Here is a 14648-nt window from a genome sequence, read left to right on the forward strand (position 1 = left end):
GTATATACTGTGAGTTTAATTAGTCGTACTTGTAGAAATAAATTTTGTGGTGATTTTTTTTGAATCGAAACAATCGTAGAATGAAGTACTTACGATTTTATACTGCAATAATACGAATTTAATTTAATAAACAATGGCATTTTAATGAAAAAGAATAGTATTTTTGTGCTACAATAAAACCGAAAATGATTCAGAGAATACAAACTGTTTACCTTTTTCTTGCCTTTGTCTGTTCAGGGGTTTTGCCGTTTGTTTTTCCTTTGTGGAAAGATGGAGCCGGAGCCGATTTCTTTTTCATGGCAAACACATTGTATTCTGTAGTATTTGGTTTGAGCACAACATTAGCCTTAGTTAGTATTCTAGGCTACAAAAAAAGACAAAACCAGTTTGTAATGAACAGACTGAACATGATATTGAACGTTATATTACTAGGATTATTTGTGTATCGCTCACTAAACTTATCCGGAGAGACGCAAGTTTCAGAGAAGGGTATTGGGATGTTTCTTCCTATTGTTTCTATCGTTTTGCTGGTATTTGCCAACAAAGCCATCAAGAAGGACGAAGATCTCGTAAAATCTGTGGACCGATTACGATAAACCTATCATCTTAGTTTATTAGTGCGCGAAAAAATCCGATTCATTGAGTCGGATTTTTTATTTTCCAATATCACCAAATTTAGTGATGCAAAATCACCATTTCAGGTGAGTAGTTGTAGCTTTTTTTGTCTTATATTTGATTAAACCGATTTCCCGAATGACAGAAAAAATACGCATCTATCTTGCCGATGACCATCAGGTACTTATAGACGGACTCATCGCCGTTTTAAAAACCAATAAATCTTTTGAAGTGGTTGGCTTCTCCCTTTCAGGTGAAAATCTGTTTGAAAAAGTAACAACCAAAAATGCCGATATCCTTATCATGGACATCAACATGCCGGAAAAGAACGGAATTGAAGTCCTTAAAGAATTCGACGAGAAAGGTTTCCCGTGTGAAGTAATCGTGTTTTCAAGTTTCGATGATATCAAACTCATCAAAGAAGTGCTTCAGTTAGGCGCAAAAGGATACCTGACCAAACAATCTGCCGGGGAACATCTTATGGAAGCCATCAACACCGTTCATAACGGCGAAGAGTTTTATTCCAAATCCATCCGCGAGAAAATCTTCCAGTCCTTTGCCGGACGTGAAAAAGAACCCGAAGAAGTTAATACGGAAGAAATCCTAAAACACATCTCTGAACGCGAAATGGAAATCCTTAAGTTAATTTCCATGGAATACAGTGGAAAAGAAATCAGCGATGCCCTTTATATCAGTGTGAATACTGTGGAAACCCATCGTAAGAACCTGATGAAAAAACTAAAAGTCAAATCGACCATCGGTTTGGTAAAATTCGCATACAAGAACAACCTTATAAATATAACCTAAACACAAACTCTCAAACACAAAAAAATTATGGCTTTAATCAAAAACTACGGTTTTCAGACCGAATTGGATTTAGGGGATTTTGATTTTTCATTTGACATCCCAAATAATTGCAATTTCAACGTAGCGTACGATGCTACAAAAAATTACTACACAGTTTCCATACAGTTGAATTCAGGGCAATCATCTCCCTCAAACACTTATGTTACACAATATTACACTTTTAGTGATTCAGCCGGTATATTGGATGTTCGTTTCCAACAAACTTTGAATGGCTCTACTTCCAAAAAACCAAGAGTTTTTATTGATTCTAATGCACAATAATGTCAAAGTACTGGCTTTTAATAACACTTTTTTCTTTTACTGCTTTTTCCCAAGAAAAGGCAGTAAAAGATTCTTTTGAATATTACAAGGAAAAAAGGCAATATATCAAAGCATTTAATTTTTCTGACAACAAAGCGAATTATTATTTAAAAAAAGAAGATTATCCTAAATTCATAAATCAGACTCTTGAAAAAGCTAAATTACTCTCACAATTTATAAAAGACGAAAAGCGAGCCTATAAATTAATATTAAATACACTAAACAAAACTGAAAACAAAGCATCTGAATACAACAGAGTCAAATTATCGGAATACTTAGCCCGAATTAATCTTCGACTTAAAAAGTACCCACAAGCTATCGATGTTTCAAAAAAAGCATTAAAAATTGCTTATGCATCAAAGAATGACACTATTGTTGCCAAGTTGAATGACATTATGCTCTTATGTTACCTCAGTAATGGTAAAACAGATAGCGCATTCAAACACCTTGAACCAGCACTTAAAAGTGCTCAAAAAATAAACGACAACGAACTCATTGCAAAAGCATATAATACACACTTTTACTTCTACTCATCTATAGAAGAACGCGACATTGCTAAAAAATATTTAGACTCCTCTCTTGTTTATGCATTAAAATCTAAAAGCTACAGTACTATAACTACAGCTAAAGCTAACTTAGGAGTTCATTATCTTACTATTGAAAAAGATTATGATAAAGCTATAAAAACATATTTAGATTTAATTGAAAGTCGCAAAAATAACCCAGTAACAATTGATTATGGCTCATATTATTTAAATCTTGCTTTTGCTTATGAAAAATTAGGCAACTATAAAAAGGCATACGATTACCAAAACCATTATGTTGATTTTGCCGATTCACTTATCTTTAATAAAAATGACATCGAACTTGAACAAATTCGTACCCAATACGAATTAGACAAAGCGGAAAATACTTACAAGGAAAAAGAAATGCTTCTGCAGCAGAAACAACTCAAAAACGAGAAGATGCTGTATTTGCTTATAGCTGTTTTATTGTTCCTGGGGATATTGTTCTATTTCTTCTATCAGAATTTAAAATTGCGTCAGAAGAACAAACTCAAAGACGTTTACCAGAAAACGCAGCAAAACATTATCAACGCGACTATTGACGGTCAGGAAGAAGAACGTAAAAGACTTTCAGGGGTGTTGCATGACAACATCAGCGCATTATTGTCTTCTGCAGGATTACACATTTCGGCATTTGAAGCCAATTATCCTGACATGAAAGACGAGTTGAAAAAAACCAAAACCATTTTAAAAGAAGCGCATGACAAAGTACGCGACTTATCGCACGACCTGATTCCGCCGGTTTTGGAAAAATTAGGACTGGTTACCGCTCTGGAAGATTTATGCGAGAAGAATTCTAACTCACTGATCGACTTTGAATTCACTAATTTCATTGAAAGAGAAACCCGTTTCCAAAACGATTTCGAAATGAAACTGTATTTCATCGTGGCAGAGCTTTTTAACAACATCATCAAACACAGTAATGCTTCCAAAGCCTTTTTAACACTGGATAGGTCTGACAATCAGATTTCCATAAACATTGAAGACAACGGAAAAGGTTTTGAAATCAAAGAAGGAAAGGCCAAAGAAGGTTTAGGTTTATCGCAAATCAAAACGAGAATCAAAAGTCTTAACGGAAGTATCAGCATCAATTCCAAAGAGAAATCCGGGACCCTGATTTACATTAAAGTGGAAATTCCAAGAGAGGAGCAATCAAACGCGGTTCCCCAGTTCTACAATGCTTAAATTCTGGATTTTATCTCCATCGATTTCAAACTGCAGCATGGTTCGCACCTGATGAAACCCGTGTATTCCAGCCGCACCCGGATTCATGTGCAGCAAATCCAAATCTTTATCAAACTGTACTTTCAGGATATGGGAATGCCCGCAAATAAATAATTTCGGCGGGTTTTGCCTGATTTCAGCCCGAATCTCCAGATTGTATTTCCCCGGATAGCCGCCAATATGTGTAATCCAGACGTCTACACCTTCACACATAAAACGATTGTGCAATGGAAATTCCATGCGCGCTTTAGCATCATCAATGTTTCCGTAAACCGCCCGTAAAGGCTTAAGATTCTTTATGGTATCGGTAACTGACAAATCGCCGATGTCCCCTGCATGCCATACTTCATCCGCCAGTTTTACGTATTTCAAAACCTTCTCGTCAATATGACTGTGCGTATCGGAAAGCAAAAGGATTTTTTTCATTTTCTTTTTTCAGTAGCTGAATTTCTGAAGTGCTAAGTTACTAAGAATTTTACTATAGTTTTTAAAAACATATAATTCCTATTATGTTTCCAGATGTTTTCTCTTTCCCCTTACAACTTTAACCTTTTCACAACATAAAATCTTTGTAACTTTGTTTCTCTTAAACTTTGAGCCTAACAATCTTGAGATATTTCATCGAATTTGCATACAACGGAAAAAACTATCACGGTTGGCAATACCAGCCGCAATCCGTATCCGTACAAGAAACCCTGAACAAAGCCTTATCTGTTTTACTCAGAAAAGAAATTGATGTTGTGGGAGCAGGACGAACCGATACAGGCGTTCATGCTAAGCAGATGTATGCCCATTTCGATCACGAAGAACCGCTGGATTCGGAATACTGGACACAAAAACTCAATTCATTTCTACCGAAAGACATAGTGGTTTACCGTCTGATTCCTTTACACGAAGAGGCTCACGCCAGATTCGATGCCACAAGCCGAACTTATGAATACCACATCCACACTTTCAAAGATGCCTTTGAACACGAAGGAAGCTGGTACCATTTTCATGCGCTTGATGTTGAAAAAATGAATGAGGCGGCCAAAATATTATTCGAATACACGGATTTTGAATGTTTTTCCAAAGTACATACCGATGTGAGAACTTTTAATTGTGTTATCAAAGAAGCCTACTGGGAGCAAAACGGAACGCGTATGGTTTTTACCGTTTCGGCAGATCGTTTTTTACGCAACATGGTCCGCGCTATCGTGGGAACGCTGATCGGAGTTGGTTCCGGGAAGTTATCCTTTGATGATTTCCGAAAAATTATTGAAAGCAAAGACAGAGGCAAAGCCGGGTTTTCAGTTCCTGCCCATGGTTTATATTTAACCAAAGTAATTTATCCCTATCTTCACCAACAGCCATGAAAGCCCTTCAATCCATATCATTAAAAAAAGTAATGCACTATGCGAAACCTTATCAATCAAGGTTTTACATGGTAGTTTTATTTGCGGTAACACTTTCCGTGTTTGCTGCACTTCGCCCTTATCTTTTAAAGCAAACCGTAGATGGTTATCTGAAGCCTCATAATGAAACCGGTTTTCTGTACTACATTGTTTTAATGGGAGTAATTCTGATTTTGGAGGTACTGTCACAATTTTATTTCACCTATTGGGCGAGCTGGTTAGGGCAAGACATTGTAAAAGACATCCGTGAAAAGCTTTTCAGTCATATCACCAAATTCCGAATGAAATATTTCGACCACGAGCCGGTTGGAAAATTAGTTACCCGATCCGTAACGGATATTGAATCGATAGCCAGTATTTTCAGCCAGGGCTTGTTCATGATCGTCAGTGATTTAATGAAAATGGTAGTCGTGTTGGGCATCATGTTTTACATGAACTGGAAGTTGAGTTTCATTGTAGTTTTAGGAATGCCGATTTTGGTTTACGCCACAAGGATTTTCCAGCAAAAAATGAAAGTCGCTTTCGAAGAAGTACGTAATCAGGTAGCCGCTTTAAACACTTTTGTACAGGAGCGTGTAACCGGTATGAAAATCGTTCAGTTGTTCAACCGTGAAGATATCGAATTGGAAAAATTCAAAAAAATCAATGAATTGCACAACAAAGCCTGGTTAAAAAACATCTTATACAACTCCATCTTCTTCCCTATTGCCGATATTTTATCATCGCTAACCTTAGGATTGGTGGTTTGGTACGGCGGCTGGAACATCATGAACGGCGACACCATGACTACCTTCGGGGATTTATTTGCCTACACCATGTTAATCGGTATGCTGTTCAACCCATTGCGTCAGATTGCGGATAAATTCAACGTGATGCAGATGGGAATCATTGCAGCCGAACGTGTTTTTGAAGTATTGGACAAAGAAGATCTGGTTCAGGAATCCGGTGAAATTGTGGCCGGTCATTTCAAAGGCGATATTGATTTTAAAGACGTTCGTTTCAGTTACGTTAAAGATGAAGAAGTACTGAAAGGCATCAACCTGAAAGTAAAAGCCGGCGAAACCATTGCAATTGTCGGGGCAACCGGTGCCGGAAAATCGACTATCATCAACTTATTAAACCGTTTTTACGAAATTGACAGCGGTGAAATTTTAATCGACGGAAGCAACATCAATGATTTTGATTTAGACAGTTTACGCAGACAAATCGCTATTGTTTTACAGGATGTTTTTCTTTTCGCCGATACGATTACCAACAACATTGCACTCAACAATCCGGATATTTCCCAGGAAGACATAATTGCGGCAGCTAAAAAAATCGGAGCCCACGATTTTATCATGAGTTTACCGCACGGTTACAACTATAATGTGAAAGAACGCGGTGTGATGTTATCTTCGGGACAAAGACAGCTGATTGCTTTCTTACGGGCGTATGTAAGCAATCCGAGTATTCTTATTTTGGATGAAGCCACTTCTTCCATCGATACCTATTCGGAAGAATTGATCCAGAAAGCAACGGAAACGATTACCCAGGGAAGAACTTCCATAGTAATTGCCCACCGACTGGCTACGGTAATCAATGCCGATAAAATCATCGTAATGGACAAAGGACAGATTGTGGAAGAAGGCAAACATTACGAATTGATTGCTAAAACGGAAGGCTTTTACAAGAATTTATACGAGTCGCAATTTTTATCCAATGAAATTTCATGAAAATCATTGACCTCTCCAAAACCATCCAATACAACGCGGAAGACCCCTTCTTCATGAAGGTAAAAATCAAACACAAACCCCACAATAAAGCAAAATGGCTGATCCGTATTTTTGGTTTGCCGTTTCGTCTTTTTCCTAAAAATTTCAACGGTTGGGCAGATGATACCATTAAAAAGATGGGGGTTCATTCCACAACCCATTTGGATGCTCCTTATCATTATGCTCCTTTATCGGAAGGCAAAAAAGCGAAAACCATAGACGAAGTACCTTTGGAATGGTGTTACGGTCCGGGCATTGTTTTGGATATGTCACACAAGCAGGATTTCGACCCGATTACAGTTTCTGATTTGGAAGATTTCGTCGCTAAAGAAAACCTGACTATTACTCCCGGAATGATTGTATTGATCAAAACCGGACGCGATAAATTCATCAACACAAAAAACTACTACAAAAAAGGAACCGGAATGACAGCAGAAGCTACGCTTTGGCTAATCAATCATGGGATCAAAGTAATGGGTATTGACCAATGGGGCTGGGATTTACCACTTCCCTATCTTATCCAAAAAGCTAAAGAATCCAATAATCCTGAGTTGTTCTGGGAAGCCCATTTGGTAGGCAGAGAACACGAATACTGCCATATGGAACAATTGGTAAACCTTGATGCTTTGCCCTACAGCGGATTTCAAGTAGCAGCTTTTCCTTTGAAAATTAAAGGAGCTTCTGCTGGTCCGGCACGTGTGGTTGCTATTTTAAATTAATACGAAGATTTTTAGGGAATACCTTTCTTAAAAAGCAAATTAATCCCTATTTTCGTACGCTGAAATTAAACTGAGAAATTAGAATTTTAATCGCTTAAGGCATTAATTTTCAACTTAATTTAAATAATTTATTTAGAAAATGAAATGTTGTAAAACATTGATTTTCACTTAAAAAAACAAATAAAAGATTAGAAAATGAAATACGATGTTATTGTTTTAGGAAGTGGTCCTGGTGGGTATGTAACTGCCATCAGAGCATCGCAATTAGGCTTTAAAGTAGCCGTTATCGAGAAAGAAAACCTAGGTGGAATCTGCCTTAACTGGGGATGTATTCCAACGAAAGCCTTATTAAAATCGGCTCAGGTTTTTGATTACCTAAAACATGCTTCAGACTATGGTTTGAAAGTAGAAAATGCCGATAAAGATTTTGGAGCGGTTATCGCGCGTTCCCGTGGTGTAGCCGAAGGAATGAGCAAAGGTGTTCAGTTCTTGATGAAGAAAAACAAAATCGACGTTATCGACGGATTCGGAAAAGTAAAACCGGGCAAAAAAGTAGACGTTACGGCTGCTGATGGAAAAGTTACCGAATATACTGCAGACCATATCATCATCGCAACCGGAGCGCGTTCAAGAGAATTGCCAAACTTACCTCAAGATGGTAAAAAAGTAATCGGATACCGTCAGGCGATGGTATTACCGGAGCAGCCAAAAAGTATGATTGTTGTTGGTTCTGGTGCTATTGGCGTGGAATTTGCACATTTTTACAACGCAATGGGAACTCAGGTTACTATCGTTGAATTCATGCCGAACGTTGTTCCTGTGGAAGACGAAGACATCTCAAAACAATTTGAGCGTTCTTTGAAAAAAGCAGGTATCAACATTATGACGAATGCTTCTGTAGAGAAAGTGGATACTTCAGGAAAAGGTGTAAAAGCTACGGTTAAAACAGCAAAAGGAGAAGAAATCCTTGAAGCGGACATCGTACTTTCTGCAGTTGGAATCAAAACAAACATTGAAAACATCGGATTGGAAGAAGTAGGTATCGCTACCGACAGAGACAAAATCCTTGTAAATTCATATTATCAGACTAATGTTCCAGGTTACTATGCTATTGGTGACGTAACTCCAGGACAAGCTTTAGCGCACGTTGCTTCAGCGGAAGGAATTTTATGTGTGGAGAAAATCGCAGGTTTACATGTTGAACCGTTAGATTACGGAAACATTCCGGGTTGTACATATGCAACACCTGAAATCGCATCTGTTGGTTTAACTGAAAAACAGGCAAAAGAAAAAGGATACGAATTGAAAATCGGTAAATTCCCGTTCTCAGCTTCAGGTAAAGCTAAGGCTGCCGGAACACCGGACGGTTTCGTAAAAGTAATTTTCGATGCTAAATACGGAGAATGGTTAGGATGCCACATGATTGGTGCAGGAGTTACAGATATGATTGCGGAAGCAGTTGTTGCCCGTAAATTGGAAACTACCGGTCACGAAATCCTAAAAGCAGTTCACCCTCACCCTACCATGAGTGAAGCAGTTATGGAAGCTGTAGCTGATGCTTACGGAGAAGTAATCCACTTGTAATTTAGTAACAATGAGAGACTAAAATCTCAATGTTTAAAATATCGAAAATCCGCTTTGTAAAAACAAGGCGGATTTTTTTATCACATTAATAATCAAATTATTACAGTTTTCATTGTAACTTTGCAGAATGATTTTCCAATCCCCGGATCTAAAACAATTTTAGTCTTTCACTGTAAGAGTGCAGAACGTGAACTTGTTTCTTAAACAAGGTGTGTAATCCAAACAAATACCACACAAACAAATCAATATTAAAAACTTTGATGTATGAAAACAGTTAAATTAATTTTCATGATGCTGGTATTTTGTTTACTTTCTTCAATGTACACAAACTTACATGCACAAGACCCGGTTAAAGTGGCTCCCAACATTTATAAAAAAATTCTGCTTGATAACGATAAAGTAAGAGTTATCGATGCGGAAATTGCACCGGGAGATGTTGTACCATGGCATAGTCATCCCGACCACATTGCTTATGCATTGACCGATGGGAAAATTGAAATCACAGACAAAGGCAAAGCTGGAGTTATTGTCGATATTAAAGCCGGTGAAGCATTGTATCTTACTGCTGTAACTCATATGGCTAAAAATATCGGAACTTCTACGATTAAGCTTGTCATAACAGAAATCAAATCCAAAGGCGGGAAAAAGCCGATGATGACAAAAGAGGCCAAATAAATTGGCACAGCGTATAAAATAACTTTCAATTATGAAAAAAATAATCATATTCGTTATGTTTATAGCAATCGGTTCACTGTGTTTTACCGGTTGTAAAAAAGAAGCAGAAGCAGCGACTAAAGAAGAAAAACCTGCTTTTGATCTGGCAGCAGCCAAAAGTGCAATTGAAGCCCGTAGCAAAATATACGTTGACGCTTTAAACAAGCGGGATTCTGTTGGTTTGGCAAATTGTTACACAACCGACGCTAAATTCATGCAGCCCAACGGTGAAGCAATTGTAGGCAAACAAAACATTCAGAAACTATTCAGCCAATGGCTTAAAGAGGAATGGCCCACTTTTTCAATTGAAACAATAGAAGTTTGGGGAAATGAATCCGTACTTGCTGCCGAAGAAAACTGGTTCATGAAAGACAAAGACGGAAAACTGGTCGATTCAGGAAAAGCGCTGGAGGTTTACAAAATGGAAGATGGTGTATGGAAATTACATCGTGACTGTTACAATTCAAATACAGCATTGCCTAAGAAATAACATCAAACTATAAATTCGGACAGGAATCCGTTTTGTGAAAACAGGACGGATTTTTACATTTACAAATAACAACAAATTGATTATCAAATATTTGAAATTTAAAATAATTAAATTTCTAACGTTTTTGAAGTCAAATTTTCGTAATTTAGTACCTCGAAAAATCACTCACTAATAGTGATCATGTACAAAAAACAACTTCCATTGCAGTGTTTTTTTGTGAATTTGCAAACAAATATTTGGATTGTATTCCGGCTAACTAACAAATGGCCTACAAAACATTTCATTTTGTTAAATTTTAGACATCTCCAGCATCGTTACATCTTTAAATAATTTTAAAAACCTCATACATGAGGAGTAAAACGCAGAAAAACTAAACTTATACAACTATGAAAAATATAATTGTTTTATTTCAAAGTGATAGCATCAACGCCCAAAAATATGATAAAATATGGGACGATTTACGTGCCGCAGGCCAATCCGAACCAAATGGATTACTGCATCACGTAGGAGGACCTACAGCAAATGGCTTTACGGTAGTTGATGTATGGGAATCTGAAGAACATTTTAATGAATTCGGGAAAATACTTTTTCCAATTTTAGAAAAAAATGGAGTTTCAGAAATGCAACCGACTATAACCCCGTTACACTATATGTACACCGGACATTTAGCAGAACACGATCACTAAAAATCGAGTTGATCAACCGAATTCTTTAAAATAACACACCATAACTTGCAATCCGTTTTGTGAAAACAGGACGGATTTTTATATTTATTCAACTATCAATAAAAAACAAAATATTTAAAATCAATCGTCTACAAAAAACCTTAACACAATTCAAACAGGATGATCAAATGCTATTTTGTAAATTTAAGACAACAATCTGTCATTCAAAAAACTACACATCATGTCTTATTCAATCAAAATTGTTTTTATAGCATTACTGTTGGTTTGCTGTAAACAAAAAGAAGTACCCGGGGAAATATCACAGTCTCAAGCAGGCAATTCCGTAAATACTGATGATTGTGACAATCCCGATGCCGACATTACTTGCTGCTTTGCAAATATACCGAGCAAATTAACTTCGACAATGGTGATTGCAGATGATGATAAAAACAGTGAAAAATTGACCGTTAGCGGCACCATTTACAGAAAAGACGGAAAAACCCCTTATCCTGATGTAATTCTATACGCATATCACACAGACGCTAAAGGGGAATATTCTAAAAATGGAAACGAAAAAGGTGTCCAGAAATGGCATGGCTACCACCACGGCTGGTGCAAAACCGATCAAAACGGTAACTATCAGATTCATACCATAAGACCCGCGTCGTACCCAAACAGCACGGCTCCCGCACATATACATGCCGCAGTAAAACTTCCGAATGATCCGAAACCGTTTTACATCAACGATTTTCTGTTCAAAGACGATCCCTATTTACCTAAAAAAGAACAAAACAGGTTTTCTTACCAGGGTGGTTCAGGTATTATGGATGTTAAAAAGATAAATAATATTTGGGTTGGAAAACGCGATATGAGTCTTCAATAAAAAATCCCTCTTTCAAGGGATGTTTTATTAATTTTCTTCTTCTGCAGTATGTGACTTGGAGTACACTCTCCATTTCTCCACACAATCTGTAATATCCTTTGGCACTTCAGATTCAAAGCGCATAAATTCTTTGGTTATCGGATGTTCAAAACCTAATGTTCTTGCATGTAAAGCCTGTCGTGGCATCACTTTAAAACAATTATCTACAAACTGCTTGTATTTCGTAAATGTGGTTCCTTTCAGAATTGCATCTCCTCCGTAACGTTCATCATTGAATAAAGTATGACCGATGTGTTTCATGTGTACACGGATTTGGTGCGTACGACCGGTTTCCAGCCTACAGGAAATCAAGGTTACATAACCTAATCGCTCTAAAACTTTGAAATGGGTTACAGCGGGTTTGCCTTTGTCTCCATTGGGAAAAACGGCCATCTGCATACGGTTTACAGGATGACGGTCGATATTACCTTCAATAGTTCCGCTATCAGCTTCAATATTTCCCCAAACTAAGGCAACATATTCTCTTTCAGAGGTTTTCTCAGCAAATTGTTTGGTCAGATAATCCATAGCCAGTTCTGTTTTGGCTACGACCAATAACCCGGAAGTATCTTTATCAATACGATGTACCAAGCCCGGACGTTCGCTGCTGTTCATCGGTAAATTATCGAAATGATACGCAAGCGCATTCACCAAAGTTCCCGAATAATTTCCATGACCGGGATGCACGACCATGCCCGCCGGTTTGTTCACAACAATCAGTTGATCGTCTTCGTAAACTATGTTTAACGGAATATTTTCACCCTTAAGCAAATGTTCATACGGCGGATGTTCCAACATCACCGTTACGACATCGTTAGGTCTTACTTTGTAATTGGATTTTACGGCAACTTCGTTAACAAAAATATTCCCTGAATCGGCAGCTTTCTGTATTTTGTTTCGTGTGGTGTTCTCAATAAGGTTCATCAGAAACTTATCGATTCGCAACGCCTGCTGTCCTTTAGACACTTCAAACCGATGGTGTTCAAATAGCACATCATCATCATCAAATTCGTCCTGCTCTAAATCTATATTATTCTGCATTGTTCAAATCTTCCTCGGTAGGCACTAAAATCTCCTGATCGTTTACACTGTCCATTTCTTCTTCCTGGAAACCTGTTTTTCCGTCACCCAATACGAAATCAATTTTTGAATTCTTAAGGATTCTGTCTCCGGCTTTCAGTTTTTTACCGTTTTGTTTTACTTCCAAAACCACGTCTTTAGCCATGTACTCCACATATTTCACATTGCCTTCCTGTAAACCTAAAGCCCGTAAAGTAGACAAGGCTTGTCTGTACGTTTTCTGAACCAGATCCGGCATATCCACTTTCGCATAACCGCCTGAATTGATTTTCACGTATACTTTTCGTCCGTCCTTAACCGTAACACCGGCCAACGGATCTTGTTCTACAATGGAATAAGGCGGAAAAGCAGGATTATAATCCATTGTATCCAGCAAATGGAATTCTAAGTCAATATCGTTTAAACGCTCCTCAGCTTTTTCAACACTCATTTTAGCAAGATTCGGAACCGGGATTTCCTCACCATGATTGGTAGCTACGCTAAGGAACTTCATCACTCCGACAACAAATACGATTGTAATCACTAACGCTAAAGCAAGATGCTTAAAAAAGGTAGGGCTTGTTAAAAATTTTTTCCAACTCATGGTTTTGGGTTTTGGGCAAAGATATAAAATACTAAAGATTTTTTGTTTCTTCTGAAAAAGTAATTGTTTTCCTAAGGTCGTCAGCAACCCACTTTTTCATTTTTATCGGAAGAAAAAGATTTTTGATGTGGGTTTCAACAAATAGTGATAATTTTGTAAGAACTAATACTTATCAAATAACGTAAAACATATGAAAAATGTTGCCATCATTATGGGAGGCTATTCCAGTGAGTATCAAATATCTCTGAAGAGTGGAAACGTAGTATATAACTTTCTGGACAAATCGAAATACAACGCCTACCGCATTCATATTTTCAAGGAAAAATGGGTAATGGTGGATGAAAGCGAAAACGAATTCCCGGTAAACCGCCATGATTTCTCTGTGGATTATGCCGGGATCAAACTTACTTTCGACGTGGTATTCAACGCAATTCACGGTACTCCGGGCGAAGACGGCTTAATGCAGGCTTATTTTGAATTGTTGGGAATCCCGCAAACTTCCTGCGATTATTATCAGGCCGCATTAACCTTCAACAAACGCGATTTGCTTTCGGTTTTAAAACCATACGGAATCAAAACAGCTACTTCTTTCTATCTTGATAAAGGCGACGTTATCAACGAAGAGGAAATCATAAAAACCTTAGGATTGCCATTATTTGTAAAACCGAACAAATCCGGTTCCAGCTTCGGAATTTCAAAAGTAAAATCAAGAGAAGAATTACTTCCGGCCATTGAAAACGCTTATAAAGAAGACAGCGAAATCATCATTGAAAGTTTCCTTGACGGAACAGAAGTTTCGGTAGGTGTAATCAATTACAAAGGACAAACCACGGTTTTACCGATTACGGAAATCGTTTCGGAAAACGACTTTTTCGATTACGAAGCCAAATATTTAGGAAAATCCCAGGAAATCACTCCTGCCCGACTTTCGGAAGGAATCAAAGTAAAAGTTGAAACCGTAGCTAAAAAAGCGTATGAAGTTTTAAAAATGAAAGGTTTCTCAAGAAGCGAATTCATCATTGTAAACGGCGAGCCATACATGCTGGAAATGAACACTATTCCAGGTTTAACCACCGAAAGTATTTTACCACAACAGGCAAAAGAAGCAGGAATTTCATTAACGGATTTGTTCAGCAATGCCATCGAATTGGCAATAACAAAATAACCAAATACC

General features: G+C 37.6%; 16 protein-coding genes. 13 read left to right on the forward strand and 3 right to left on the reverse strand.

Annotation, left to right across the window (positions count from 1 at the left end):
- Positions 1–185 precede the first annotated feature (185 nt).
- From ACWPKD_RS12645 to ACWPKD_RS12660, 4 genes are all read left to right on the forward strand, one after another.
- On the forward strand, positions 186–596 hold the full coding sequence (locus ACWPKD_RS12645) for a DUF4293 domain-containing protein (protein WP_455413045.1): 411 nt from the start codon (positions 186–188) through the stop codon (positions 594–596).
- 157 nt (positions 597–753) lie between these two features.
- Positions 754–1422, forward strand: coding sequence for a response regulator (locus ACWPKD_RS12650; RefSeq protein ID WP_455413046.1), 669 nt, complete (start codon positions 754–756; stop codon positions 1420–1422).
- 27 nt (positions 1423–1449) lie between these two features.
- Positions 1450–1743, forward strand: coding sequence for a hypothetical protein (locus ACWPKD_RS12655; protein WP_455413047.1), 294 nt, complete (start codon positions 1450–1452; stop codon positions 1741–1743).
- Complete coding sequence (locus ACWPKD_RS12660) at positions 1743–3533, forward strand: ATP-binding protein (RefSeq protein ID WP_455413048.1); 1791 nt, start codon at positions 1743–1745, stop codon at positions 3531–3533. Before ACWPKD_RS12655 ends, ACWPKD_RS12660 begins: the two co-directional genes overlap by 1 nt.
- Here the strand turns inward: ACWPKD_RS12660 and ACWPKD_RS12665 are convergent.
- Positions 3501–3998, reverse strand: coding sequence for a metallophosphoesterase family protein (locus ACWPKD_RS12665; protein WP_455413049.1), 498 nt, complete (start codon positions 3996–3998; stop codon positions 3501–3503). The genes ACWPKD_RS12660 and ACWPKD_RS12665 overlap by 33 nt on opposite strands.
- Positions 3999–4180: 182 nt before the next feature.
- Between ACWPKD_RS12665 and truA the strand changes: the two genes are divergently transcribed.
- The 8 genes from truA to ACWPKD_RS12705 all read left to right on the forward strand — a co-directional run bounded on the left by truA (position 4181) and on the right by ACWPKD_RS12705 (position 11772).
- A complete protein-coding gene (truA, locus tag ACWPKD_RS12670; RefSeq protein WP_455413176.1) occupies positions 4181–4927 on the forward strand; it encodes a tRNA pseudouridine(38-40) synthase TruA in 747 nt (248 codons plus the stop codon).
- Entirely contained in the window at positions 4924–6678 is a 1755-nt protein-coding gene (locus ACWPKD_RS12675) for an ABC transporter ATP-binding protein (RefSeq protein ID WP_455413050.1), read from the forward strand. The genes truA and ACWPKD_RS12675 overlap by 4 nt, the downstream gene beginning before the upstream one ends.
- The gene (locus ACWPKD_RS12680) at positions 6675–7436 is read left to right on the forward strand and encodes a cyclase family protein (protein ID WP_455413051.1); all 762 of its coding nucleotides are present in this window, start codon (positions 6675–6677) and stop codon (positions 7434–7436) included. Before ACWPKD_RS12675 ends, ACWPKD_RS12680 begins: the two co-directional genes overlap by 4 nt.
- Before the next feature lie 195 nt (positions 7437–7631).
- Positions 7632–9020, forward strand: a complete 1389-nt coding sequence (lpdA, locus tag ACWPKD_RS12685) for a dihydrolipoyl dehydrogenase (protein ID WP_455413052.1) — start codon at positions 7632–7634, stop codon at positions 9018–9020.
- A 264-nt stretch (positions 9021–9284) separates the two neighbouring features.
- Positions 9285–9695 (forward strand): cupin domain-containing protein, encoded by a 411-nt coding sequence (locus ACWPKD_RS12690; RefSeq protein WP_455413053.1) that lies wholly within the window; start codon positions 9285–9287, stop codon positions 9693–9695.
- Between the two features lie 31 nt (positions 9696–9726).
- Positions 9727–10224 carry a YybH family protein gene (locus tag ACWPKD_RS12695; protein ID WP_455413054.1) on the forward strand — a complete coding sequence of 166 codons (498 nt, stop codon included), beginning with the start codon at positions 9727–9729 and terminating at the stop codon, positions 10222–10224.
- A gap of 386 nt (positions 10225–10610) precedes the next feature.
- On the forward strand, positions 10611–10910 hold the full coding sequence (locus ACWPKD_RS12700; protein ID WP_455413055.1) for a hypothetical protein: 300 nt from the start codon (positions 10611–10613) through the stop codon (positions 10908–10910).
- 220 nt (positions 10911–11130) lie between these two features.
- Positions 11131–11772, forward strand: a complete 642-nt coding sequence (locus ACWPKD_RS12705) for a dioxygenase family protein (protein ID WP_455413056.1) — start codon at positions 11131–11133, stop codon at positions 11770–11772.
- Between the two features lie 27 nt (positions 11773–11799).
- On the opposite strand, the gene ACWPKD_RS12710 is transcribed toward ACWPKD_RS12705, so the two are convergent.
- On the reverse strand, positions 11800–12852 hold the full coding sequence (locus ACWPKD_RS12710) for an RluA family pseudouridine synthase (protein ID WP_455413057.1): 1053 nt from the start codon (positions 12850–12852) through the stop codon (positions 11800–11802).
- Positions 12842–13474: a PASTA domain-containing protein gene (locus tag ACWPKD_RS12715; protein ID WP_455413058.1), complete on the reverse strand. Its 633-nt coding sequence runs from the start codon at positions 13472–13474 to the stop codon at positions 12842–12844. Before ACWPKD_RS12715 ends, ACWPKD_RS12710 begins: the two co-directional genes overlap by 11 nt.
- A 190-nt stretch (positions 13475–13664) precedes the next feature.
- On the opposite strand from ACWPKD_RS12715, the gene ACWPKD_RS12720 reads away from it, so the two are divergent.
- On the forward strand, positions 13665–14639 hold the full coding sequence (locus tag ACWPKD_RS12720) for a D-alanine--D-alanine ligase (protein ID WP_455413059.1): 975 nt from the start codon (positions 13665–13667) through the stop codon (positions 14637–14639).
- The last annotated feature ends 9 nt before the right edge of the window (positions 14640–14648 follow it).

The sequence above is a fragment of the Flavobacterium pedocola genome, from assembly GCF_053764385.1.